This is a genomic window from Saccharospirillum alexandrii (assembly GCF_004000275.1).
Taxonomy (GTDB): Bacteria; Pseudomonadota; Gammaproteobacteria; order Pseudomonadales; family Natronospirillaceae; genus Saccharospirillum; species Saccharospirillum alexandrii.
Map to the genome: position 1 here is coordinate 1,214,526 of NZ_RCIP01000001.1, position 25,425 is coordinate 1,239,950.

Consider the following 25,425-nt stretch of genomic DNA (forward strand, 5'->3'; position numbering starts at 1 on the left):
CCAGCCCACGACTCGCAGGCTGGGTGTATTAGAGGTATCAGGGATGCAGTTTCAGGGTTTCCAGAGTGCGCTGACGCACCTCAGCCAGCAAGTCAGGGTCGTTAACCAGTGACTTGCCGTAAGAAGGCACCATCGTCTTCATCTTTTGCTGCCAGTCTGCGTTGGTCATGCGCTCGGCAAAACAGGTCTCAATGATGTTGATCATGGTCTGCGCCGCCGTTGATGCACCCGGAGACGCGCCCAGCAGTGCCGCCAGGCTGCCATCGGCGGTTGAGATCACTTCGGTGCCGAACTCCAGTTTGCCGCCCAGTTCAGGGTCTTTCTTGATGATCTGGACGCGCTGGCCGGCGATGGCCAGTTCCCAGTCTTCATCCCGCGCATTGGGGTAGAACTGACGCAAGGCATCGACCCGGGATTTGTGGGATTGCATCACTTCGCTGATCAGGTAGCGGGTCAGGTCCATATTGCCCAGACCCGCTATCAGCATGGGCTTCAGGTTGTTGGGCCGGACCGATTTGACCAGGTCAAGGAAGGACCCCTGCTTCAGAAACTTGGTAGTGAACCCGGCAAAGGGGCCGAACAGCAGCGCCTCTTTACCATCGATAATCCGGGTATCCAGGTGTGGTACAGACATTGGCGGCGCGCCGATAGGCGCTTTGCCATACACCTTGGCGTGGTGTTGCTTAACGATCTCTGGCTTGCGGCATACCAGCCACTGACCACTGACCGGAAAACCACCATAGCCGTGTCCTTCCGGTACACCCGATTTCTGCAGCAGGGGCAAAGCACCGCCACCGGCGCCCAGAAACACAAAGCGGGCATCCACGGCCTGTATCGAGCCGGTTTTGGTGTCTTTCAGGGTAATGGCCCAGAGACCGTTGTCTTTCTGGTTCAGGTCGACCACTTCGTGCGAGAGCTTCAATTCGAAGCCTTCCTGTTGTTCCAGGTTGCTCACCAAATGCCGGGTCAATGCCCCAAAATCGACATCAGACCCATAGCGAACGCGGGTTCCTGCCACTTTTTGGTGCGGATCGCGATCCTGCATGATCAGCGGCATCCACTGGCGCAACACCTCCGGGTCGTCGGTGAATTCCATGTCTTTGAACAGGTGGTGGGCTTTCAGCGTTTCATAGCGTTTTTTCAGGAAGGCAACGTTGTCGTCCCCCCAAACAAAGCTTTTGTGCGGCGCAGTGTTAATAAACCGGGCCGGTTCCGGCAAGGCGCCCTGCTCCACCAGGTAAGACCAGAATTGAAGACTCACTTCAAAGGCGGAGTTGATGTTGAACGCTTTGGTGGTGTCGATGCTGCCATCGGATTTCACCGGCGTGTAATTGAGCTCGCAATAGGCGGCATGGCCCGTGCCTGCATTATTCCAGCCATCACTGCTTTCCTGTGCGACGCTGTTTTGCTTTTCCAGCATCAGGATCTCGAAACTGGGATCCAGCTGTTTCAACATCATTCCCAGGGTAGCGCTCATGGCGCCAGCACCAACTAACACAACGTCTGTAGTGATTGCAGTCATTAGGATATCGCCCGCTGAAAAGTAAGCATTGGAAAGCCGTTTGCGACACTTTTACGATGCGCGGCAAGCCCGCGACCATCGGTTTGTACAAGCGTCAGTCAGTAACAAACCACTTCCTGAAACTGTGAAAGCCCACCATGGCGACGGATTAAAGCGAGTGTATGCTAACCCGCATCGCCAACAGTTAAGCCAACCGCAGCGAATTATACGGATTTTGTAACAAATGTCTTGAACAAAGCGCCAAACAAAGATCATCCATTTGGCGTATAGACGTTACGACGGTTGGCGTTCAGTGGTTTACCGGGGTAGGCGGCAGGCATTTACACCCCCATAAAAAAGCCGGGTTGCCCCGGCTTTCAGATCAACGTTGGACGACTCAGTCGTGGGCAATATCCAGCGTCAGATTCTGATACGACACCTGGTCACCCTTCTGCACCGCCACCGTGTCGGCACCGGCAGAGATTGTCAGGGTGTATTGTGGGTCATCTTCAAAGGAGGTTCCCGTCGCACCGGTCTCACCAGCAACCAGGGTATTGCGAACCCAGGTCCGATAGTTGTCTTCATACAAGACATCGTTATTGGTGGCACCGACTGCCGGCGTCTGATCCAGGGTCAGTTCCGTACCCGTGTCCGCAAACTCGATGTCGTACGTTTCTGATTGCGGATACCAGACAAACCGGTCCCCTTCGGTCAGGTAGTGAGTGATGACATTGTTTGCCTCGAACGGTGCATCGGCAGTCGCCACCAGTTCAGCCGCGTCGATGATATAGACACCACCAGCACCCGTTACCTGCATCACAACACGGTGGGTACCTTCTCCATTGTGCTCGGCTACATTCAAGGCTGTGGTCTCATCCACACCGAACCCAAACCGAACATCGGCTTCCTCGACCAGTCGAACCAGGCGGGTTTCACGGGCGCGCTCCGAAAAATGCGTGTCGGTCACACCCCATGGAAAGGTGCCCATACCACCCGTAGGTTCGTGATTGCTGCTGTCGTAACCATTTACCAGCGCATCATAGGCCGAGCCTGCCGTAATCATCGGATTTACGGGTTCCGCATTGAGCAGTTTGCCACCCCCCTGAACTGCCGCACCAGCTGAGGTGCCGCCAATAATCAGATCACCGGCCGCCTGGCGCGCCAGAATCTGAGTCAGCTCAGCACTTTCCTGACGGACAGCGCCATCGAAAGTCACCAGTGCATCAAAGGTGCGAACCTGATCACCACCATTGATGAATATACCATCCGCTGCTTCGATTTCACTTGCCAGCCCCTGCTCACAAGCGGTCATGTGTGACTCGAAGTAATCCGGATAGAGAAGATCCAGGTGGGCCGCTGACGCATAATCGCTGTGGTAAGCGGCCAGCCAGTCGCACTGGGCCTCATCGCGTGCCTTGCGGTAGGCACGGTCAAGCGGTAACCAGCGTGCTTCAGCTCCAGCCTGTTCGAACACACCCTGATAATAATCGGCAGCAGCGTAACTGTTTGCTGAAGAAGATGTCATGACAAGAATGGTCGGCGTCTCTTTGCCACTGGCATCACGAGCCTGCTCAACAAACGCTTGATACAAACCTACTGCATCGCCATTGACCGAATTCGAAAGACCTACATACTCTACCGCTCTCTCATAGTCGGTAAGGTCATCAATAAGCAATTCGAGTATTTTGTACCGTATCGTTCCTGGCAAGTCGTTCCAAAGGTCCAGTCCGGTTTCATAACCATCACGCAGTACCACGTCGGAAAATGCATCGCCAAACACATCTCGATTTTTGCCTTCACCAGTATTGTTGCTGTAATCGACTGAGACTTCACCGGATTCATCCAGCATCGCCTGCAGGATCAACACCACCTCATCTTGGTGTTCGCTGCTGTCCCAGCCAGACTGTACGTCAATGGCGTCGATGATCGCCTGATCCAGAATAAAGCTATTGGCATCCAGCGTATCAACCAAACGGAAGAAGTCACCGGCGTTATCGTCGTCAACCAGATAACTCAGGTCTGAGTTATAAAGTGCATCGCCATCAGCAAGTAGCGTTCCGCCCGCATCTATGCCTTTCAGGGCGAGCAGCAGCTCATCCTGCTTGCGAGCATCGGTACTGACAAGCCCGGCAACAACGGTTTTAATCACATCCTGTTCGTCGGTCAGTGTATCAGCGGCCAGAGCATTCACCATGGCACTGACCGCTGCCGACTTGGCTTCTGTCACCGTATAATTCAGACGCTGGTCCGCTTTTTTCAAGCCTTCAAACGTGGCGTACTGGGCAGAGGAACTGTCAAACCAGATACTCTCACCATCAACGTCATCGGGCAGCGCAGGCACTTCCGCGTTTGTGGTGCCAATAAAGTCAGCTCTGAAATCCTGCCAATCGGCATACTCCAAGTCGTCTCCTAATTGGCCCTGCAAATAGTTGAGTATCAGCTCGACGCCAACTTTGAAATCCGGATCCGTTTCCCATGAGGGGTCAGCCACCAATGCATCAATTTTAACCTGACTCATCTCGACCGGTTCGGTTAGTGCGACGGCGACTTTTGCCGACGTATCGCCGTAGTATGCCCAATATTCATCCCAGTCATCACAATCATCTGGTTGGACACTCGAGCAAACACTGCCCGCACCACCCACGAGTTGAGAACGCATTTGGCCGTCTGAGATTGTCGTTAATGGAAACTCAACACTGACCTTAAAAGGTGGCTGCACAGTTTCGGGAGTATCATCCTTCGAACTGGCGTTACAGCCTGCCAGTACAGCAGCAGCGGCCAGCGTTAGTGCCAGCGATATAGGCGTGTTATTCGACTTCATAGATTCACCTGTCCACGACGAACCGCGCGAGTTCATCACGTAAAAATTTGAGAATTGATCAGATTGGGCCATGACGTTTCAAACAGTCAGAACGTTGTAACAGGCAGGCACACACAGCGGTAACAGCAACCGGATCGTGGCTCGCTAACGATCAGACTGTAGATTGAAACAGAGACCAGGAACGACTCAAAGGACAGGCAGTGGCTACTCGTCGAACCACTCGCTGAGGTAATACGCTTTGCACGGGAAGGCCCGATAATGGCCTCTTACATTGGTCATCATAATGGTTTACGGCAGCCGGGTCGGTTGCCTTTACCCTCGTGTTGATGGCATTTATTGTTATCTTGGAACGTGAACGCTGTGCAAATTGACTGCTGTGCGTTACGTTTTGCTGGTTGCCTTCGCATGATTTTAATCTGCGTAATCAGCACTTCCAATGTAGGTGTAGTCGGGGGGCGTTGACAAGTATCTTTGCTCGGAAATCGCTAAAAATTAAACCCAGGTCGCATTCCTGTAATTCTAACCGGGTTTGATTTAGTCAGTGGGCCATTGTTTATCGACACGGGGTGAAACCCGCGTCAACAATTCATAGCCAATGGTACCGATATGTGAGGCGACTTCATCGACACTCAGGTGCTCGCCCCAGAGTTCAGCCGAGTCTCCGAGTTGGACCTGGGGTACATCGGTCACATCAACAGTCAGCATATCCATCGATACCTTACCCACCAGAGGCACGCGCTGCCCGCTCAGCCAGACCGGCGTGTTATCGGGTGCATGACGCGGGTAGCCATCGCCATAGCCAATGGCCAGAGTAGCGATGCGACTCTCCCGTTCGGCTTGCCAGCGAGCACCATAGCCGACCCTCTCACCGGCCTGGATATGACGCAGAGCGATAACGGGCGCGGTTAAGGTCATCGCCGGTTTCAGCCCCAGCTCCAACCCGGTTTTGCCGAACCCGGGCGAGGCGCCATACAGCATGATACCGGGTCGAACCCAGTCGGCATGGCTTTCAGGCCAGGCCATGACGCCAGCCGAATTGGCCAGGCACAAATGCACGCCTGGCAGTGCCCTGGCCAATGCATTAAAGCGGGCAATTTGTGTTGAGGTAAAGGGGGCCTCGGGCTCATCGGCACTGGCAAAATGCGTCATCAGGTTGACTGGCTGAAGGGGTCGAATCGCCTGAATTCGTTTGACGAAGTCGGGCACTTGGCCGGGTGATATGCCCAACCGGTGCATGCCGGTATCGACCTTCAGCCAAATGCGCTGTTGCCCGAGCCGGTCTGCCATGGTTTCGAGGCAGGTCAGTTGCTCTGTCTGGTGAACGACGGTATCGCAGCCAAGGCGCACCGCATCCAGCGCTTGCAGAGGCCCCAGCGTGCCTTCCAGTAAGAGTATGGGCGCATTGATGCCCGCATCCCGCAGTGTCTGAGCCTCTGCCAAAGTTGCAACAGCAAAGCCATCGGCCTGATGCAGCGCCTGAGCCGCCTGAACCGCACCGTGACCATAGCCATCGGCTTTTACCACCGCCCAGATCCGAGCCCCGGGCGCCAGCGTTCGGACCCGCTGCAGGTTGTACCGCAACGCCGAGGGGTCCATGTACGCGCATGTGCCCCGGCTCATTCGTCTTGCCAGCTCCCGTATTGCTCCGGCGCCAGGTTTTCAAATCGGCTGTATTGCCCCAAAAACGCGACCCGACAGGTACCGATGGGGCCATTCCGCTGCTTGCCGATAATCAGCTCGGCAATCCCCTTGTCGGTGGAATCTTCGTTATAAACTTCATCGCGGTAGATGAACATGATGATGTCGGCGTCTTGCTCGATCGCGCCGGACTCCCGCAGGTCCGAGTTGACCGGTCGTTTGTTGGGGCGCTGTTCGAGGCTCCGGTTCAACTGCGACAGGGCGACCATGGGACAATTGAATTCCTTCGCCAGCGCCTTCAGCGACCGCGAAATCTCGGAAATCTCACCGGTACGGCCCTCGGTAAAGCCCTTGATCTTCATCAGCTGCAAATAGTCGATCATGATCAAACCAATGTCGCCATGCTCCCGCACCAGCCGACGCAAACGGCTGCGCATCTCATTCGGACTGATGCCAGGCGTATCGTCAATAAACAGCTTACGGTCTTTAAGCAGGTTGACCGCCTTGGTCAGTTTGGGAAAGTCGTCTTCATGCAGCTTACCGGTTTTAACCCGCCCCATATCGATGCGCCCAAGTGACGCGATGGACCGGGTGATGATCTGGTCTGCGGGCATTTCCAGGCTGAATACGACGACGGGCTTTTCCTGGTTCAGCGTCGCCTCTTCCACCAGGTTCATGGCCAGGGTCGTTTTACCCATGGAGGGCCGCGCGGCTAGTATCATCAGGTCACCGGCTTGCATACCGGTCGTCATTTTGTCGAGATCGGTAAAACCGGTCGACACCCCGGTAATCTCACTGTCGGAGTGAAAGAGTTCATCAATGCGCTGAATGGCCCGGTCGACCAGCGGGTTAACGTGTACCAGCCCGCCATCCTGATCGGCCCGTTCCTCGGCAATCTGAAACACCTGGCGTTCGGCGTCGTCCAGAATGGATTCTGCATCCATCCCGCGCGGGTCATAGGCTTTGCTGGCAATATCATTGGCAACGGCAATCAACCGCCGCAACACCGACCGCTCCTGCACGATCTTGGCGTAGGCGACCAGGTTACCGATCGACGGCGTGTTTTCAGCCAGATCGTTCAGATACTCCATACCTCCGACGGCATCGAGCTGTTTCTCGTTGTCGAGCGCTTCACCCAGGGTAATCACATCGAGCGGCTGAGTTTGCTCGGCCAGCCGGATCATCATCCGGTACACCTGGCGGTGCTCGTTACGGTAGAAATCGTCGGGCAGTAGGATCTCGGCGACGTTATCCCACTGGCTGTTGTCGATCATCAGCGCACCCAACACCGACTGCTCCGCCTCCAGCGAGTGCGGCGGCACCTTAAGCCCGGCCAACTCGTCGTTGTGGGAGAACAGATCGTCTTCGAGGGTGTCGGTCATAGAGCGTTACTCATCGGGATCTTCAGCACAGAGAACAGAGCCAGCTATGGTATCGGTTTGGGCTGCCAATTGGGAGTGGCTTTGGCCTTGGAGGCTGGTGCCATGAGTCAGAAATTCAGAGGGTAAGCTATTCCTGTGGTCACCCCTTCTTAGGTGGCAGGCGGGCTGTCGGGTACGCCTACTGGAGGCACGCCGTAAACCCCTCCCTGGTGGCCGTTAGACCGCATCCATGCGGTTTAACGGCCACCAGTAGACGCACCCAACACTCCTTGGATCATACGTAGCTTAATCAAAAGAATTTCTGACTCATGACCCCCGGGTGAACTCCTCGGCCTAACTCCAATCAACTTGACCATCCCATAGATCGCAAAGAATCATGTTTTGGAATTGGCAACCACCTGACACGGACGCCAGGCACAAAAAAACGGGAGGCAGGAAACGCACCAAGTGCGCTCCTGTCTCCCGTTCTGTGTCAGAACCCTATCAGCAGTGAATTACTGCTGTATCAGGCTTCTGGTACCACGATGATGTGAACCGAGGCTTCAACATCCGGATGAACCTGGATGGTGATGTTGAATTCACCGGTGTTACGGATCGGGCCAGCAGGCATTTTGACTTCAGCCTTGCTGATTTCAACGCCAGCGGCAGCAACCAGATCGGCCACATCGCGCGGGCCAATAGAACCGAACAGCTTGCCTTCGTCACCGGCGTTCGCTTGAACGGTCAGTTCGATTTCGGCCAGCTTCTCGGCGCGCTCGTGAGCAGCAGCCAGTTTTTCGGCCTCGGCTTTTTCGAGCTCGGCACGACGCTCTTCAAAAATTTTAACGTTGTCCTTGCTAGCAGGCACAGCCTTGCCTTGCGGGACCAGGTAGTTACGTGCGTAACCGTTTTTTACGTTAACGGTGTCGCCCAGAACACCCATCTTGCCAACTTTCTCAAGCAGGATAACTTCCATCTCGCTTACCTCATTCGTCATTCTGGTCCGGCGCTTTGGTCAGGCGGGCTCGAATATCAAGCACACCATCAATCACAGCACCCAGTACCAGCAATGGTAAAATGAACTGATTGAGCAGCAGACCCCCGACATAAAATGCGAGTAACCACTGCCCACCCATATTCGTTTTCGCGATCACCCCATGCACCAACGCCACACCGGCGAATAACAGGGGCAACAGCAACAACAGCATGGCTGCAGGCTTAACTACGTAAGCCAGGCCCGCCAGCAACACCAGCGCTATCAGCAAGCGGCCGCTGATTCGCAGCGCGTGGAATTCCTGTCGGAACCCACCCGGGTTGTACAACCCGGCTTGCCAGTAACGCGCCAGCACCAAACACAACAGCGCTTCCAGAAGTTCTACGGTCATTACCAGAAAAGCCGCGTTGGGCTTCACCGATTCCAACATCTGCCACATGGGCTGAGAGGTATCGGCGCCAGCGACACCCTGCTGTACCTGGGTAATCACCGCTTCAAACCGATCGTTCAGCAAACCCTGGGCGGCTAAAGCCAGCGCGATGCCCAGCAGGGCCGCCACTGTCAACAACACCGACCAGCTCTGCACCGATCGCATCACCATCGCCAATAGCGCGGTGACGGGTAAAACCAGCAGAGGCAAGATCATCCCGGTCAATTGCCAGGAAACCAATCCCCCTGCCAAACTCCACATCAGCACCCTGGTGCCTTCGGTGGCGCCACGCCTGAGCGTGACCAGTGCCACCAGCGCCGCGCTGAGTGCATAAAGCATCGGCAGCGCAGCAAAACCTGCAGCAAGAACCCCAGCGTTCAGTTGGCTTTTCATCGCAAAGCGAGCCAAGCCCATCATGCCCGGGTCCTCCCTTTAATCCGACTTACTGATGACTGTCGGTGTAAGGCAGCAAGGCAAGGTAGCGAGCACGCTTGATGGCCGAAGACAACTGGCGCTGGTAACGTGCACGGGTACCGGTGATCCGGCTAGGTACGATCTTGCCGGTTTCAGTAACATAGCCCTTCAACAGGTCTACATCTTTGTAATCAATTTCCTGGATGCCTTCTGCAGTAAAGCGGCAGAATTTGCGGCGGCGGAAAAAACGTGCCATGTGAATGCTCCTCGTTGTTAGGCTTCTTCAGACTCTTCGTCGTTCTCAGGCTCAGACTCAGTCTCTTCAGCGCGGTTGCGGGCAACAGCGGCTTGAGCTTCGTCTTTGGCCTTCTTGGCTTCAACGCTCTTCATCATCGGGGATGCTTCAGTCACGGCATCTTTGCGACGCATGATCATGTTGCGGATGATGGCATCGTTAAACCGGAAGGTGCTCTTCAGATCTTCAACGGTGTCGTTGTCAGCTTCGATGTTCAGCAGAACATAGTGAGCCTTGTGAGCATTGAGAATCGGATAAGCCAGTTGACGGCGGCCCCAATCTTCATGGCGATGTACCTTGCCACCTTTCTCGGTTACAACAGAGGTGTAACGCTCGATCATGGCCGGTACTTGCTCTGACTGGTCAGGATGGACCAGCAGAACGATTTCGTAATGACGCATAAAATCTCCTTGCGGTTTTGGCAACCTCCTGCGGTGCGGCCGCAGTAAGGTAAGGAGTGACTCTTCAGCCCTTGTTATGGCCCGGCCCGAAACGGCGTAACCGCCCGGCCCCGCGCATGCAAAAGGCACAAACCTCCCTGCCTGAGACAGGCCGGAAGGGCGCGCATAGTATAGAATGCTGGCGATAGAATCAAGAAAAACAGGGCCAGTGCGCCTTGCATCTGGCCGCCTGGCGCCACGCCGGTGAGGCCATTTAGTCTGTTACAGTGCACTAACTGCCCGGACGCCACTCATGCTCGACCATCGGCGGCATCGGGCACCCCAGGCAATCCGCCAGAGTCCGAAGCAGCTCGTATTCATCCTGATGAATGACACCGTCGGCACGAATGACATCAACGCAAGCCTGCAGTACTGCCCGGCGCCAGAAATAGGCGATTTCCCCCAAATGCTCCAGCGCGCCGGTTACTGCTTCAAAGCTGGCCTGTTCCGGCGCGAGCAGGGATTTGTCGGCAAGCTCGAAGGGTTGTATTGCCTGGTCAAAGGCGGCTCTGGCCAGTGTTGGCTGACGGTTCACATGCACCAGTGCCGAGAGTACGGTCTGCAGATCCTGCCCACACTCTTTAATCGGCCGGGAATACCCCGACCCGGCTGCACCGGCCCCGGACAAATGCCGGCGCACTTGCGCCAGCAATACCCATTCGCGCAGTGCCAGCGTCTGATCCATATCCGCCAACCGGTTCAGCCGGTCCAGAAACACCAGTCGTTCACGCTCATCCAGCCGCTTGAGCACTGGCACTGCCATGTCGAGCAACGGCAACCGCAATTGCGGGTCGAGCTTCTGATAAAAGGGCCAGAACCGCCTGAGCACCTCAACGGCTGATACATCTTCCTGTTTAATCAGGTTCAGCAGTGCCTGTTCATGCCCCGGACTGGCCAGCATGATCTGACTGTAACAAAAGGCCCGGGCTCCGGCCGACTGATGCACCGAGTGGCGGATTTGCTCCGGGATGTTTTTGTAGAGCCGCCGGGCGTAATCAAGGTGATCCGGGCGCACGGTGCCAGCCAGGGCGCCCAGCGTTGCCACGCCCATCACCTGTTCGAAGGCATCCGGTGCGGTGCGCGCCACTGCGCTGTCAGCCTGCTCACTGGCGCGGCTGCGGTGGCGTTCCCGAGCCATAAAGGTCGGATTCACCCGGCGGATGCGATCATCCAGCGGCGGGTGTGTTGCCATCATGCTCGACAATGCCACACTCTCTCCGAAGCAGAAGTGCGACATGTCTTCAGCGTGTCGGTGGTGCAACTGGCTACCCTGAACGTGTTCCCGAATCTTGTAGAGCGCCCCGGCGATGCCATCCGGATTGCGGGTAAACTGTACGGCGCTGGCATCAGCCAGATACTCGCGCTGACGCGAGACGCCCGCTTTAATTACCCGGGCTGTCAGCACACCGACGTAGCCAATCAGAATCAACCCCAGCCCCAGCATTGCCAGAGCAGCGTCAGAGCGATCTCGACGCCTGGATCGGTACCCGATGTGCATCGAGTCCCACATCCAGCGGCCTGCCTGACCGATCTGAATCAGCCCCGCCAGTACCGCCATTAATCGAATATTCAGACGCATATCGCCATTGAGTATGTGACTGAACTCGTGTCCCACCACACCCTGCAATTCATCCCGGCTCAGAGCGTCAAGCGCCCCGCGGGATACCACCAGCACAGCCTGGTCGGCCTGGTAACCGGCAACAAAGGCATTGATCGCCGTTTCCTGTTCCATCACATACAGGCTGGGCACCGGAGCACCGGCGGCGATGGCCATTTCCTCGCTGACATTAATGAATTGCTGAACAGCCGGCTCATTCTGCTGGTAATCGATCTGGCGAGCGCCCGACCAGCGCGCCACCACCTCACCCCCGCCTTGGCGCAGTTGCCAGTAGGCCGCCAGTGAACCAGCGGCGATGACCAGCAGAGTGCCGAGCGCCAGCTGCCAGGCATAGTGACTGGTCAGCCACCCCTGCAACGACTGCCACACCGTCGCCGGCAGGCCAGCACCGGCGTAACCCTGAATCAGCAGCCAGATGCCAAAGCCTAACAGGTTGACCAGAAAGGCAGTGACAAGCACACCGAGCACAAACAGCAATACCAGTTGTCCGGACTTGCGCCGGGCCTGGTCCTGATGATCAAAAAAATCCATCCATCAGCGCCTGTTTAAAATTGAACCCTGGGCGCCTCACGAGCTTCGGGGTTCTCCAGTTCAAACAAAGCCGCATCTTTAAAGCCGGTGACACCCGCCAGCAAATTGTTAGGGAAGGATTCCTTGTAAGTCTGGTAGTTCATGACCGAATCGTTATAGGCCTGACGGGAGAAAGCGACCTTGTTTTCAGTCGTCTCCAGACTCTCCATCAGGTCCCGCATGGTGCCATCAGCCTTGAGATCCGGGTAGGCTTCAGAGACCGCGAACAATCGCCCCAGTGCCCCGCTCAGCATGCCCTCGGCCTTGCTCAGCATGTCGACCATAGGACCATTGGTTGGGTCAGCCGCTGCTGTTTTCTGGGCCGCCACGGCCTGGTTTCGGGCCGACGTCACATTCTCCAGCGTTTCCCGCTCGTGCGCCATATACTTCTTGGCGGTTTCGACCAGATTGGGAATGAGGTCATGTCGGCGTTGCAACTGCACGTCTATCTGGGAGAACGCATTCTTGAAGCGGTTGCGCAGTGCGACCAGACGGTTGTATATGACCACACCTACGATCAGGATGACGGCAGGTATACCCCAGGTAATAACAGTACTGATCCACGACTCCATTTTACTCTCCTTCAATGCGGTAACATCACAGAATTCCCGAACAGGGCTAAGCCGGCCTGATAACAGGAGGCAGCCTTTGCCCGGCAGTTTAGCGGGCCCCGGCTGGAAACAATAGCGCTGCGAGCCGTATTCGGCACCCGGTCACAAAATCGCCGCTCCGCTCCATTTGGACAGATGCCTTGTTTTTTTGGTCAATCCTGCGAAAATCGCCGACCGGCCTGGCCGTTGTGTGAGGGCGCCAACACCGGCACCGCATTCCGTGCGTTATCGACTGGGTTTCATCTCCGGATTCAGGGTTCTAAGCCCTTGAATTTTTTGAAAAAAACGAGATGTTCGTGTTGACACACTGGAAAATATTCGCATAATACGCAGCCGTTACGGAGGCTATGTAGCTCAGCTGGTTAGAGCACAGCATTCATAATGCTGGGGTCGCTGGTTCAAGTCCAGCCATAGCCACCAACTTCTTAATGGGCCGTCGCCAAGTGGTAAGGCAACGGGTTTTGATCCCGTCATTCGCAGGTTCGAGTCCTGCCGGCCCAGCCATCTCCCCGCCTTCAGTGGTATCATCTCCCCTCTGTAGACGGTATTGTTAATGTATTCTATTGGGCCGTCGCCAAGTGGTAAGGCAACGGGTTTTGATCCCGTCATCCGCAGGTTCGAATCCTGCCGGCCCAGCCATACCTCCTTCCGCACATAACGCTTACCCTTTCATGACAGCCCCTGCGCTTCTCATTCACGCCATTAGTCGCTATCGTAACCGGTCAATTGAAAGGAAGCCGACGCATGTCTGATGCACTTCATCCGCTTATCGAGGCTGATCAGCTGGCCGACAAGCTGGCCAACCCCGGCATTGTGTCTCCCCTGATTCTGGACTGTCGGTTCAATCTGGCCGATCCGGCTGCCGGCGAACAGCATTACCTGCGCGAACACCTACCCGGGGCAGTCTATGCCCATTTGGACCGGGATCTGTCCGGCACCCGCATTCCTGGCCAGACCGGTCGTCACCCTCTGCCCCACCCGGAAGACTGGCAAGCCCGCTTGCGCGACTGGGGGATTAACGCTGACACGACGGTTGTGGTCTACGATCAGAACAATGCCATGTTCGCCGCACGAGCCTGGTGGCTGTTGCGCTGGGCGGGTGTTGCACGGGTTCAGGTGCTTAACGGTGGGCTGGATGCCTGGCAAGGGCCACTGCAATCGGGGGCCGACAGCCACCCGCACCGGGCCGGGAGCATCAACGTTACCTGCCCACAAGACTGGGTCATCTCCGGCAAAGACGTACAAACCCGGCTGGCTGACCTGACGCTAATGGATGCCAGAGCCCTGCCCCGCTTTCTCGGCGAGCAGGAACCCCTGGATGCCAAAGCCGGCCATATTCCCGGTGCGCGTTGCGCCGATTTTACCGGCAATCTGGATACCAGCGGTCGCTTCCTGAACCCGGAAGCCCTGGCCAGGCGTTTTGCCAGCGTTGGCAATCGCCCGAACACCGTCAGTTACTGCGGTTCTGGCGTTACCGCCTGCCACACGATTCTCGCCATGACGCTGGCAGGCTACCCGCAACCTCGCTTATATGCCGGATCCTGGAGTGAATGGATCACCGATCCGCAGCATCCGATTGAAACCTCCCCATCTAAGGAGCCCGCTTTATGATCAAGCGTCTGCTAGTGACTCTAGGTGCGATGCTTTTCAGCATTACCGTGAACGCAACGGATTCGGTCAATATTCTCGTTTACCACCACGTCGCCAATGACACGCCGGCCAGTACAACGATCAGCCCCTCCGGGTTTCGGGAGCACCTGCAGTTGTTGCGAGACAATGACGTGACCGTGGTACCGCTGGAAGATGCGCTGGCTGCACTGCGCGGCAATGCCGACATCGACCTGCCCGACAAAGCCGTTGCCATTACCTTTGACGACGCTTATGAAAACATTCACACCAACGCCTTTCCGTTGCTGAAGGAATTTGACGTACCGTTCACGGTGTTTGTCGCCACTGACCCGATCGACCAGAATTTCCAGGAAATGATGAGCTGGGATCAGCTTCGGGACTTGCAGGACTGGGGCGCTACCATTACCAATCACAGCCGGGATCACGATTACATGGTCCGCCACTCGCCGCTCGATGACGCCTGGCTGCAAGCGATGATCGACAACATCAGCCATGCCCAGCAACGCCTGACCGACGAACTGGGCGATGGCGTTCCGCGCTGGTTTGCCTACCCCTATGGGGAGTACAACGAATCGCTGAAGCAGGCGCTGCTGGAAGAAGACTATATTGCCTTTGCACAACATTCGGGCGGCATGAATGCCGACAGTGACTGGGGCGCCATACCCCGCTTTGCGGCCGCAGGCGTTTACGCCAACCCTGAAACCCTGATCACCAAAATCAACAGCAAACCGATGCCGGTGAACCGGACGGCCCTGCCCGACATGCTGACGGCCGAGACACGCCCCAGTGTCACCGTGGAACTGACGGACACCTCCGACATGAGCCGCAGCCTGAACTGCTTTGTCGACAGCGCCTGGGTCGACGCCGAATGGCTGGACGATACCCGGTTTCGGGTAAGCGCACCGGACGTCCTCAGTGATGGACGCCACCGCTTTAACTGCACCTCACAGGCACGCAGTGGCTCGTTCTTCTATTGGTTCTCGCAACCCTGGCTGGTGCAAACCGACCGATAAACAACAGGCATGTGGGGAGCCGCCACGGCCCCCGCACAGCTCTGTGCAATATCAGCCTTTGCCACCAAACTCATCGAGACAGGTTTCCAGGTCTTCAATCATGCGTCGGGAGCCGGCAAAAAAAGGCACTCGTTCATGCAGAGATTCGGGCTGGATGTCCATGATGCGCTGCCCGGAACCGCTGATGGCACGGCCACCGGCCTGCTCCACCAGAAAGGCGATGGGGTTGCACTCATACAAGAGGCGAAGCTTGCCCTGAGGATAAGGCGCTGACGACGGGTAGAGGAAAATGCCGCCATAGATGAGGTTACGGTGAATATCAGAGACCAGTGAACCAATGTAGCGGCTGGTATAGGGACGTGAAGTAGCCGCGTCTTCCACCTGGCAGTACTTGATATAGCGTTTCACCCCGTCCGGAAAGTGCACGTAGTTGCCTTCGTTAACGGAATAGATTTGACCGAGCTCCGGGGTTTTCATATCCGGATGCGACAAACAGAACACGCCCAGCGTTGGGTCGAAGGTGAAGCCATTCACCCCATGACCGGTGGTGTACACCATCATGGTGGAGGACCCGTAAATCACATAGCCGGCCGCAACCTGTTCGTTGCCGCGCTGGTAGAAATCGGCATCGGTGACCTTGGTACCCAGAGGTGAGCGGCGCTTGTATACCGAGAAAATCGTGCCCACAGAGACGTTCACGTCAATGTTCGACGAACCGTCGAGCGGATCCATCAACACGATGTATTTGCTGTCAGTATTCAGGCCGTCATCGAGCAGGATGTAATGGTCTTCTTCTTCTGAGGCAATGCCGCAGACAACGCCCCGCGCAGCCAGAGCAGCCTTGAAGGTATCGTTGGCCAGTACGTCAAGCTTCCGTTGCGCTTCGCCCTGAATATTGTCACCCCCGGCCAAGCCGGCCAGGTCAGCCAGGCCTGCCTTGTTGATCTCCCGATGGATGATCTTGGCCGCCAAACGGATGGCAGAGAACAGGGCGGAAAACTCGCCAGAGGCATTGGGATAATCTTTCTGGTTGGCGACAATAAATTCGCCCAGCGTTTGCATAAATTGCTGTTTCATGGTGCTTCCCTGGTGTTATTAACGTTTATGTCGGGTTGATTGTCAGGTTGATGGTTTTACTGTTTTCGGACCGCTTCTGCAGAGCGGGCTCGTTATTAGATGAGCAGCAGACCGCTGACATTGAGTAAATCCCAGCGGATCGGCTAGCTCGGGTTGAGCGGATTGACGCTGCTCAGGTGGGTATTATTGATCGTCCGGCGCCCAGAGGCGAGCCTTGTATTACTTCATGTCCTGATTATCCAACTCCACAGCGTCGAAAATCTGCTCAAGAATGTCGGGAATGGCCGACTGCACCCGGCTCCAGCTGGGCATAAAAGGTGTCGCCATGGGGTTTTCCAGAAATTCCTGTCCTGCGGACATCACATTACGCGCAAACAGCTCCACGGCCTCCTCTTCGGCATGTCGGTCGAGCGACAGCCCGTTGAAAACGGCATCGTTGTAGTAGGTTTCGATGTAATCTAGAGCAACCCGGTAATAAGTCGCCTTAATGGTGCGAAAATGCTCTTCGGTAAACACCAGGCCCTGGGTCGCCAATTTGCGAAAGAACGCCTTGCTGATGTCCCGCGACATCTTCGACAGCCCCTGACGGGCGTCTTCCGGACTCAGCGGCTGGTGCTTGTGATCATAGATATCCGCCACATTCACCTGGCAGATGCTGCGCGGGCTATAATTACGGTGCAATTCAGCCAGCACGCCTACCTCCAGGCCCCAGTCACTCGGGATGCGAATGTTGCGCAAGACGTCGGTACGCAGGCTGAACTCTCCGGACAACGCATAGCGAAACGAGCTCATGTATTCGAGAAACTCATTCTCTCCCTTCACCATCTTCAACGCCCGAATCAGCGGAGACACCAGCAAGCGGCACACCCGCCCGTTCATTTTATTGTCGGCTATACGGGCGTAATAGCCCTTGCAGAACTGATACCGGTAAGCCGGGTTTGCCACCGGGTAGATCAGCCGTGCCAGCATGCTGCGATCGTAGGTTTTTATGTCGCAATCGTGCATGGCCACGGCCTTGGCCCGGTTGGCAGCCAGGATATAGCCATAGCAATACCAGACGTTGCGGCCCTTGCCCATCTCGGCCGGTGCCAGGCCTTTGCTGGCCAGCAAGCGGTCTATGGCCTGCAAGCGCGGGCCATCGTTCCACAGAATCCGCACCTGTTGCGGCAACCGCGAAAAATACTGCTGGGCATGCTTGAACTCGTCACGATTGGCCCGGTCCAGTCCGACCACGATGTCGTTTAAATACGGCACCGGAATCAACTCCTGAACAATGTTTTCCAGAGCCGGCTGTTCAAGCTCGGAATACAGGGACGGCAACACCAGTGCCATGGGGTTTTGATGGGAAAAACCGACCAACTCCTTTTCCATGGACGCCAGCGGGCGGTCCACCAAGTTGTGCAGATTGGCAATCACGCCGTTCTGGAAAAAATCACTCATCTCGTTCTCCTCGGGGGTCGTTGAACAGCCCCTGGTTCAGCAAAGACACCATCGCTTCGTTCCAGCCGGCAGGGCCCGGCTGGCTGGCACGTCTAATGGTCGTCAGGGATTCGAGCCGGCGCGTGCCGGCGGTGGGAATGCGAATACCGATGGTGGCCCGGGCCAGCATGGCGTCGTCGTTGCCGCCGTCGCCCAGCGCTACCGTGTGTTCGATGCTCAGGCGGCGCACCATCCAGTCCAGCGCGGTACCTTTGTCAGCACGGCCGGCCAAATGCAGAAACCGCCCTCCTTCCAGCAGCTGTCCACCTCGGGCTTCCACGGCACGGATAAAGGCAGCTCGCCCGGGCCAGTCGGCAGGGTAATAGACCGGCAACGAGGCCTCCCGGGCACGAGCCTGGGCCGCGTCGGCCAGGCTCAAACCGGTCCAGTCGGCCACCTGCTGGTCACTGGCCTGGTGAAACCCGATGCCCCGTGCGCCACTCTCCAGGCTTGCCTGGTTGAACCGGTCAATCAGAGTCTCGGTTGCTTCGCCGAGCACCTCCCGTGTTTGAGAGCCGGGCCTATCATCAATCACTACGGCTCCGTTCTCGCAGGCCATCAGGGACGCCAGATAGGGTATTTCGGTGCGTAAAGAGACCAGTTCGGCAGCCGTTTTGCTGGTGACCGCGATGACCGGAATGTTCAGTGCCTGCAATGCCTGAAGCGCGGGCTCGGCCGGTCGCCAGTCGTAACTGTCGTGGTCGAGCAAGGTGCCGTCCAGGTCGGTCAGTACCATCCACTGCGTCATTGGCTGGGTCCCTTTTTGAGCCATTGCATCCGGCCGGGCTGCTGATCGGCCCCCAGCGGAATCAATACATCAGCCGTGTCGGGCAGGGTTGTCAGCGCGTGCCGCGTCAGCCGTTCGTAGTGGGAGATGAAACGCCGCAGCGCCACCTCATCCATAACGCCCTGGCCCTGCTTGCGGGCACGCAATGCCTCTTCCTGCTTTTTACGCCAGGCAAACACCTGTTCAAACCCGGGCGCTTGCAACACAATCAGCGCATCCAGCTGGTTGAACCAGGGTTCATAGAACTGCCGCAACTGGTCGTTCACGTAGTGACGCCAGTCGCCGGCGGAATCCTCCCGTGCTTCCAGGCTGTTAACAGGTTCGGTCAACTCGATTTCCGGCTGAGCCGTCAGGCCGACACACCAGCCCTCAAACAGCAGGACATCAGGTGGCGTTTCACAATGGTGCCAGTCGGCTCGTGAAGCCCGGTCATCCTGAGCCTTATCGAACCGGGGCAATGCACGGGAACCAGTGCCAGACAGAACCCAGGAAAATATCTCTCGTCCGAGCACAACGTCGTGCGTACCCGGTACACCTCTCGTGGCCAGCAAGGGGTGCGTGCTTTGTGCCAGCGCTTGCCGATCCGCCCGGCTGAGGTACAGGTCATCAATCGACAGCACCTCAACTCTGAGCCCACGTTTTTCGAGGTGCCACTTCAACACCTGAGCCAGCGTCGATTTACCCGACCCCTGAGTGCCTTGAATGCCCACCAGCGTTAACCGGCTGGCAATCACCCAATCGGCCAATGGCTGATACAGGCTGGCCTGATGGGCCAACAAGGCCTCGGGCAAACCGGCGGATTGAATAAAGTCTGCGAATGTCGGATCCATAATGAAAATCCTGTCCTGCGGTCAGGGCCTATTGCCCCAACCTGATTGGCGTCAGTCGCTCTACAGAATAGGACACAGCAAGATACCGGCCAGGACTGACCGTGGAACTAGCGCGCTGCTTGCACTGAATTGGTGCAAAGGATGAGCATCGCCCCATTTTTGCCGCCCACCAGCACCTTAATGGCGCGCGGGGTCCTGCACGAATACAAGGATTCAGGGATCGGGATACAACAGGGGAAGAACAGGAAATGACGGCCCGGACGACAGTGCGCGGGCCAACCCAGCGAGAGTGGAGCAACACTCAGCGGGCGTATTGTGCCCTGAGCTGGTCAAATTCAGCGATAACGCCATCCATCAGCTCGGCATCGAAGGGCTGCAAGCCGCTGACGATCAGCTTCTTGATGCCCGTACCCACACGCTGCCCACCAGCGACAATGTTGAACTCGAACAGGGCATCGCCCCGCTTGCCATTGACGATCAATGAGGTATTGGCCAGTTCGAGCGATGGCTGACTGATATCAAGGTCAGTCAACTCGAATGCCATGCTCTCATAAATCACCAGCGGCCGGCGCGGGTTGAACATCACCTGATGCTTTTCCAGCAGGGGAACCATGATGAAAGGGAAATTCTGGCCCGAGAACGCCACGTAACTGCGTGTCAGGTCTTCGATCAGGGCCGCATCGTGGCTGGTTTCACCGCTGTGCTCCAGGTGCAGATAAGCCTTGCCTTCGGCATCGACAATATCAATGGTGCCCTTGTCCACTTCCGGAAGAACCAGTGTCCGATCGGCGCCGACCATGCCCGAGAAGCGCACCGACATCGATTTGCTCAGCCCGTAGCGGTTCAGAACCAGCGCGAACAACAGATCGCCCGGCACCACAAACCGCTTGGCGCCAACATTGTGAATGGGGTTGAAATCGCCAGCGATTTCCTTGGCAAAGGCACTGCCCTGCTCAGCACTGATGCTGATGGTGTTGTCGGTGTGCTGGGTGTGAAAGGCGTCTAGAAACACAGGGCTCCCCTATTTAATGCAACGATAAATCGTACAATCTGGCCGGTCTGAACATCATTACAGCCCGGCGCCGGCACTGATCCAGAACACGGCATTGTTCACCAAAGCGGCCGGCTATTCAGCGGCTATCAACAAAAAGAGCTGTGAATAAGGGTCACTGAATGTCGTCGACCGTCGGCAATGAGGGAAAGGCCCCTGCCCGACCGACTGCCCAGGCACCGCATTTAACGGCCAAACTCAGCGTCGCCGCCCAGTCGGGCGTCTCTTGCTCGCAAAGACTGACCAGCACAGCGCCGGAAAACGCATCACCGGCGCCTGTGGTATCAACCACGGTAACATCAGGCACCGGCATTTGGTGGCGAGCATCGGGCGTTATCAATGTCGCCGGATTGGCGCCATCGGTAATAAAGATGGCCTTGGCTTCATGAGCAAAGGCCCAGTTCACCAGCTCGGATTCGGCATCGCCATCCCATAGCTCATCCAATTCTTCGCGACTGACCTTGATCACATCGGCGCGTTTGAGCATCGACTGGATCGGTTCGCGGAAATTGGTCTGATCGGGCCAAAGATTCTTACGCAAATTCACATCGAAGCTGATCAGATTGCCCGCCGCCCGGCACCGGTCAATAAAACCAATATGGACGCGGCGGATGCCGGGCTCGGTGAGGGTATTGGAACAGCAGTGTAGGATGCCCGGGGCGAATTCAGCCGGGTTGGGCAATTTATGGGCCGCGAGCATCACATCGGCCGTGCCCTGGCGGTAAAACTGAAAGCTGCGCTCGCCGCGGTCATCGAGTGTCACCATGGCCATCGGGGTAGGCGCATCGGTAGACCGCAGATACCGGGTATCGACGCCGTAGTGATTAAGGGCCGTTTTCAGATAATGGCCAAAGCCATCCCGGCCGACCTGACCAATGAACAGTGCCCGTGCGCCCAAGCGCGCGGCAGCAACAGCGGCATTGGCCGGTGCACCACCCGGGTAAAACACGGCCTGAGGCATGGCCAGGCCCTGCTCAGACACGGTTCCGTTTTGCAGGGCATCGACCAGCACTTCACCAAAGGCATAAACCGGCTTCATGAACGTTTCACTCACTTGGGTTGCTGCATAGAGACTGAAGTGTGTCACTTCCGCTGCAGGCTGTCACGGCTGCGGCGCCATTCGGGCGTTATGGAAAAACTGTGGGGCCGGCCAGGATAACGAACCAGGGGCAATGGACCTAACGCGCACCCAAGAATATCAGGTGAGGCTATACTGTGTGCAGACGGCACAAGGCGGAACGGATGTGCAGGTGATTTCGCGGGATGGCGTTTGAGTGGTATCCCGTAGGGGACTCGAACCCCTGTTACCGCCGTGAAAGGGCGGTGTCCTAGGCCACTAGACGAACGGGACACGTCAAAAGCGGTGGGAACTTTAAGGTCGAGTCTGAATACTGTCAAGCAAATCTTTGTTTTTATACGTTTTTTTAGATTACACTGCTGATTATCAACCCAAGTTCAGCCGCCGCCCCTCCGGGCCGGGTCGTCTGCTGGAAGAAAATGAGAGGCCACATGGGCGCGTCCACTACGACATTGCTTGGTGTTATCGCAGTCGCCATCATCAGCTTGATGGTTATCGGCATGCTCATTGCCCAGGGTCGTCACAAAGCCCGCGCCGCTAATAAAGAGTTGCTGCAAAACCTGCTTAATCAGCAACGCAAACTGAACAACGTATTGCGTGGCTTGCCTTCGTCTTTTCTATCGCCCGAGTTACGCGATTTTATCTACCAGGCACTGCTGCAGAACATCAAGGCACAGATCCCCTTGTCGGCTGACAAAGCCAAGTTGCTGGAAGAGGATTTTCAGGAGTTGGCCAAAGAGCGCGCCCGGCTGCGCAAAAACCCGCCTTCGGCGGTAGCCCCGCGCCTGAATTCGGAAGAGACCAATCTGCACCGGCAAACGCTCAAGTCCCTGTTTCTATTCATTAAACGCAATTACGACAGTGGCCGCCTGAACAAAGCCGACGCCGACAAACTGCTGAACCAGGTGGAATACAAACTGGTTGAAACGGCCCTCGATTACTTCAAGACTCGCGCCGACCAGGCCATGGTGACCAAGCACTTCAGGGAAGCGCGCGTCGCCTACCAGAAAGCCATAGATACCATCGCCACCTCGCGCCAGGCGCCACTGTTCAAGCAGGAAGAAATTGAGCTGCGTACCCGACTGAAACAAATCATTGAAGCCTGGCGAAACGACCGCAAAGCCCAATCCAGTGGTCAGGCCGAGCGACTGGCGGCCGATATGGAAGGCCTGATTGATGACCAGGACAGCTGGAAGAAAAAGAATGTCTACGACTGAGTCACCCTCTGTTCGACTGGCCGGGCGCATCCTGGCCGGGTTCGACCAGCACTATCAGATTTTCCGATCTTACTGCCAGCGTGCCCATCAAGGCTTTTTGAACGCTCAATGGCTTGAGCTGCAAGCCATTCACAGAGACAGGGTCGACCTCTATGACGCCCAGGTCGACTTGTGCGTGCAGTCGCTGCGTGAATGCAATGAAGGACTGGATCCAAAGCACTGGCAAGGCGTCAAACAATTGCTCAGTGAGCAGCTGCGCCATCACCCTCAGCCCGACCTGGCAGAAACCTTCTTCAACTCGGTCTTTTGCCGGCTGTTCGACCGACGCTATTTCAACAACGAATACATCTTCGTCGAATCCGATGCGCTGTGGCGCCATTATGAGACCGACGAAGACCTGGTGCGCCGCTATACGGTCGATGGCAACCTGGAAGCGACCATACTGCAACTGCTGAAAGACATGGACATCGGCCTGCCGTTCGAGAACGCCCACCGGGATGTCCGGCACCTGATTCACCGGTTCCGGACGCAGGAACCGGAACTGGCAAAAACGGCCTCCAAGTACAGCATCGACCTGATCACCACGCCGTTTTTTCGCAACAAGGCCTGTTACCTGATCGGTCGGCTGAACCTGGCCAACCGGACATTGCCGTTTATCGTGCCGGTACTGAACAACGAAGACGGCTTCCTCTATGCCGACACCCTGCTGCTCGACAGCAATGCCATGGCCATCGTGTTCGGCTTTGCCCGGGCCTATTTCTTTGTAGACACCGGCAGCCCCATGGCCATCGTCAATTTCTTGCGCAAACTGATGCCCACCAAAACCCGGGCCGAGCTCTATTCATCAATCGGGTTGCACAAGCAGGGGAAAACCCAGTTCTATCGCGAGCTACTGCAACACATGTCGGTCAGCGACGATCAGTTCGAGATCGCACCGGGCATCAAGGGCATGGTGATGACGGTGTTTACCCTGCCCTCCTACCCCTATGTGTTCAAGATCATCAAAGACAAGTTCGCCCCCCAGAAAGACATGACACGCCAGCACGTCAAAAACCAGTATCACCGCGTCAAGCAGCACGACCGGGTTGGTCGCATGGCCGATACATGGGAGTTTTCCAAGGTTGCCCTGCCTCTGGATCGCGTGTCGGAAGAGCTGCAGCAAGAGCTGGCACGGGTGGCTGAATCGAGCATTCACTTTGAAAACGACCAGCTGATCATCAACCACTGCTACATTGAGCGCCGGATGATCCCGCTGAATCTCTATCTGGAAGACCCGGCCCGCGAAGCGCAGCAGGAAGCCGTTCTCAGGGAATACGGCCAGGCCATACGGGAGCTGGCGGCGGCCAACATCTTCCCTGGAGACATGTTATTGAAGAACTTCGGGGTGACGCGTCACGGACGGGTGATTTTCTACGATTACGATGAAATCGACTGGGTGACCAACTGCAATTTCCGCCGGATTCCGCCACCACGCTATCCGGAAGACGAAATGGCCAGCGAACCCTGGTACAGCGTGGCGCCGAACGATATTTTTCCGGAAGAGTTTGCCACCTTCCTGTTCAACGAAGCCCGGCTGGAACGTTACTTTGTGACTTACCACGCCGCTTTGCTGGATGCGGACTACTGGCGCGGGGTACAGGATGAACTGAACGCCGGTGTGGTCGCTGATATATTTCCCTACCCCGACCACATCCGGCTGAGCCGCCCCTGACAGGCGACGGCAAGCCGGTACTTCGTGCGTTAGTTCTGCTCGTTACGAGGCTGAGGCACCAGCCTGCCGGCCGTTTGCAACGACAGGGTTCCGTGCTGCTGGGCACTGATCACAAACCGGCCACAATCGGCCCCGCCGGACGCCTGGCACTCACCCAGCCCTTCAATCGTCGCTTCAGGCATCAGCTCCAGAATCCGACGGTCTTCGGTTACACACACCATTTTACCGGCTTCAAGTTGAGCTTCGTCACCCCCGAGTGAGACCCGAACTGACATCAGGCAGTGGCGTGGCAACGCCTCACTCAGAGCGCCATCCGGGCTGCCATCGTCTTCGGGCTGAACCGTGACCGTCCCGGATTCCGTCAGGGTCTGGTCCACCAACGGTACCAGGCGAATTTTTGCCGTCTCAGAAAGGGCGATGGCTGCCTCCCCTGAGCCTTCCGTTTCCGCCACCGCCGCACCAGCCAGTACCAGCATCAGCATGCCAACCGACCAGCTCAGCGATTTCTCAAAAGGCGCTTTCATGTTCATCCTCACGTCAGTAAACCGATAAAAACGGCGCCAGTTTACCAGAATCAGCGGCATCAGGCAGACCTCATGCCTTGCCAACACGAAAAGATTCGGTACACAATGAAACGCACCTTTCCAGGATGACGTTGCCCAATGTATAAAAAGCTGCTGCTCTTTCTGCTGGTTGTTGCTGCGGTGGTTGCTGCGCTGGTTTATTACGACCGGAACCGGACCAACCCTTGGGGGTCTGAGGTTTTCTTCAGCTCCCTTGGCCTGGTCTTCGGGGCCTGACACCGGCGTGTTAAGAAGAAATTAAGCAAGAAACTAACGGCAAATCAATGCGCTTTTGCC

At 56.7% G+C, this 25,425-nt stretch carries 22 protein-coding genes and 4 tRNA genes; 8 read left to right on the forward strand and 18 right to left on the reverse strand.

The features are described 5' to 3' along the window. Positions 1-37: 37 nt before the first annotated feature. From mqo to EP166_RS05540, 10 genes are all read right to left on the reverse strand, one after another. On the reverse strand, positions 38-1,522 hold the full coding sequence (gene mqo, locus EP166_RS05495; protein ID WP_127555769.1) for a malate dehydrogenase (quinone): 1,485 nt from the start codon (positions 1,520-1,522) through the stop codon (positions 38-40). Positions 1,523-1,898: 376 nt separating this feature from the next. Beyond that, positions 1,899-4,322 carry a cyanophycinase gene (locus tag EP166_RS05500; protein WP_164743829.1) on the reverse strand — a complete coding sequence of 808 codons (2,424 nt, stop codon included), beginning with the start codon at positions 4,320-4,322 and terminating at the stop codon, positions 1,899-1,901. A gap of 534 nt (positions 4,323-4,856) precedes the next feature. Further along, positions 4,857-5,942, reverse strand: coding sequence for an alanine racemase (gene alr / locus EP166_RS05505; protein ID WP_127555771.1), 1,086 nt, complete (start codon positions 5,940-5,942; stop codon positions 4,857-4,859). Beyond that, a complete protein-coding gene (gene dnaB, locus EP166_RS05510; RefSeq protein WP_127555772.1) occupies positions 5,939-7,342 on the reverse strand; it encodes a replicative DNA helicase in 1,404 nt (467 codons plus the stop codon). The genes alr and dnaB overlap by 4 nt, the downstream gene beginning before the upstream one ends. A 505-nt stretch (positions 7,343-7,847) precedes the next feature. After that, positions 7,848-8,297, reverse strand: a complete 450-nt coding sequence (gene rplI / locus EP166_RS05515) for a 50S ribosomal protein L9 (RefSeq protein ID WP_127556255.1) — start codon at positions 8,295-8,297, stop codon at positions 7,848-7,850. A gap of 10 nt (positions 8,298-8,307) precedes the next feature. After that, positions 8,308-9,162, reverse strand: coding sequence for a hypothetical protein (locus tag EP166_RS05520; protein WP_127555773.1), 855 nt, complete (start codon positions 9,160-9,162; stop codon positions 8,308-8,310). Between the two features lie 25 nt (positions 9,163-9,187). Further along, positions 9,188-9,415, reverse strand: a complete 228-nt coding sequence (rpsR, locus tag EP166_RS05525) for a 30S ribosomal protein S18 (protein WP_127555774.1) — start codon at positions 9,413-9,415, stop codon at positions 9,188-9,190. Between the two features lie 17 nt (positions 9,416-9,432). Beyond that, positions 9,433-9,855: a 30S ribosomal protein S6 gene (gene rpsF, locus EP166_RS05530; RefSeq protein ID WP_127555775.1), complete on the reverse strand. Its 423-nt coding sequence runs from the start codon at positions 9,853-9,855 to the stop codon at positions 9,433-9,435. A 271-nt stretch (positions 9,856-10,126) separates the two neighbouring features. Then, complete coding sequence (locus EP166_RS05535; protein ID WP_127555776.1) at positions 10,127-12,043, reverse strand: M48 family metallopeptidase; 1,917 nt, start codon at positions 12,041-12,043, stop codon at positions 10,127-10,129. A 14-nt stretch (positions 12,044-12,057) separates the two neighbouring features. Next, positions 12,058-12,654: a LemA family protein gene (locus EP166_RS05540; protein ID WP_127555777.1), complete on the reverse strand. Its 597-nt coding sequence runs from the start codon at positions 12,652-12,654 to the stop codon at positions 12,058-12,060. Between the two features lie 382 nt (positions 12,655-13,036). On the opposite strand from EP166_RS05540, the gene EP166_RS05545 reads away from it, so the two are divergent. From EP166_RS05545 to EP166_RS05565, 5 genes are all read left to right on the forward strand, one after another. Next, a tRNA-Met gene (locus EP166_RS05545) sits at positions 13,037-13,113 on the forward strand. Positions 13,114-13,122: 9 nt separating this feature from the next. Continuing rightward, a tRNA-Gln gene (locus tag EP166_RS05550) sits at positions 13,123-13,197 on the forward strand. Positions 13,198-13,257: 60 nt separating this feature from the next. Continuing rightward, positions 13,258-13,332: transfer RNA gene (locus tag EP166_RS05555), tRNA-Gln, on the forward strand. A 105-nt stretch (positions 13,333-13,437) separates the two neighbouring features. After that, the gene (locus EP166_RS05560) at positions 13,438-14,304 is read left to right on the forward strand and encodes a sulfurtransferase (RefSeq protein ID WP_127555778.1); all 867 of its coding nucleotides are present in this window, start codon (positions 13,438-13,440) and stop codon (positions 14,302-14,304) included. After that, positions 14,301-15,335 (forward strand): polysaccharide deacetylase family protein, encoded by a 1,035-nt coding sequence (locus EP166_RS05565; protein WP_127555779.1) that lies wholly within the window; start codon positions 14,301-14,303, stop codon positions 15,333-15,335. The genes EP166_RS05560 and EP166_RS05565 overlap by 4 nt, the downstream gene beginning before the upstream one ends. Before the next feature lie 51 nt (positions 15,336-15,386). On the opposite strand, the gene fbp is transcribed toward EP166_RS05565, so the two are convergent. The 7 genes from fbp to EP166_RS05600 form a co-directional block, all read right to left on the reverse strand. Next, positions 15,387-16,412 carry a class 1 fructose-bisphosphatase gene (gene fbp, locus EP166_RS05570; protein ID WP_246026221.1) on the reverse strand — a complete coding sequence of 342 codons (1,026 nt, stop codon included), beginning with the start codon at positions 16,410-16,412 and terminating at the stop codon, positions 15,387-15,389. 219 nt (positions 16,413-16,631) lie between these two features. Continuing rightward, positions 16,632-17,852 (reverse strand): glycosyltransferase family protein, encoded by a 1,221-nt coding sequence (locus EP166_RS05575; RefSeq protein WP_127555780.1) that lies wholly within the window; start codon positions 17,850-17,852, stop codon positions 16,632-16,634. Continuing rightward, a complete protein-coding gene (locus EP166_RS05580; protein WP_164743830.1) occupies positions 17,845-18,639 on the reverse strand; it encodes an HAD-IIB family hydrolase in 795 nt (264 codons plus the stop codon). Before EP166_RS05580 ends, EP166_RS05575 begins: the two co-directional genes overlap by 8 nt. After that, positions 18,636-19,508 carry a kinase gene (locus EP166_RS05585; RefSeq protein WP_127555782.1) on the reverse strand — a complete coding sequence of 291 codons (873 nt, stop codon included), beginning with the start codon at positions 19,506-19,508 and terminating at the stop codon, positions 18,636-18,638. The genes EP166_RS05580 and EP166_RS05585 overlap by 4 nt, the downstream gene beginning before the upstream one ends. Before the next feature lie 301 nt (positions 19,509-19,809). Beyond that, entirely contained in the window at positions 19,810-20,520 is a 711-nt protein-coding gene (locus EP166_RS05590; protein WP_127555783.1) for a DUF3581 domain-containing protein, read from the reverse strand. A 154-nt stretch (positions 20,521-20,674) separates the two neighbouring features. Next, the gene (locus EP166_RS05595) at positions 20,675-21,598 is read right to left on the reverse strand and encodes a carbohydrate kinase family protein (RefSeq protein WP_127555784.1); all 924 of its coding nucleotides are present in this window, start codon (positions 21,596-21,598) and stop codon (positions 20,675-20,677) included. Positions 21,599-21,834: 236 nt separating this feature from the next. Further along, positions 21,835-21,910 (reverse strand) — tRNA-Glu (locus tag EP166_RS05600). Positions 21,911-22,068: 158 nt separating this feature from the next. Here EP166_RS05600 and EP166_RS05605 point away from each other — a divergent pair. Continuing rightward, positions 22,069-22,854, forward strand: a complete 786-nt coding sequence (locus tag EP166_RS05605) for a hypothetical protein (RefSeq protein WP_127555785.1) — start codon at positions 22,069-22,071, stop codon at positions 22,852-22,854. Then, positions 22,841-24,565 carry a bifunctional isocitrate dehydrogenase kinase/phosphatase gene (aceK, locus tag EP166_RS05610; protein ID WP_127555786.1) on the forward strand — a complete coding sequence of 575 codons (1,725 nt, stop codon included), beginning with the start codon at positions 22,841-22,843 and terminating at the stop codon, positions 24,563-24,565. The genes EP166_RS05605 and aceK overlap by 14 nt, the downstream gene beginning before the upstream one ends. 29 nt (positions 24,566-24,594) lie before the next feature. Here aceK and EP166_RS05615 read toward each other — a convergent pair whose 3' ends face one another. After that, positions 24,595-25,089 carry a hypothetical protein gene (locus EP166_RS05615; protein ID WP_127555787.1) on the reverse strand — a complete coding sequence of 165 codons (495 nt, stop codon included), beginning with the start codon at positions 25,087-25,089 and terminating at the stop codon, positions 24,595-24,597. Positions 25,090-25,227: 138 nt separating this feature from the next. Here EP166_RS05615 and EP166_RS21115 point away from each other — a divergent pair, with 138 nt between their 5' ends. After that, the gene (locus tag EP166_RS21115) at positions 25,228-25,365 is read left to right on the forward strand and encodes a hypothetical protein (protein WP_164743831.1); all 138 of its coding nucleotides are present in this window, start codon (positions 25,228-25,230) and stop codon (positions 25,363-25,365) included. The last annotated feature ends 60 nt before the right edge of the window (positions 25,366-25,425 follow it).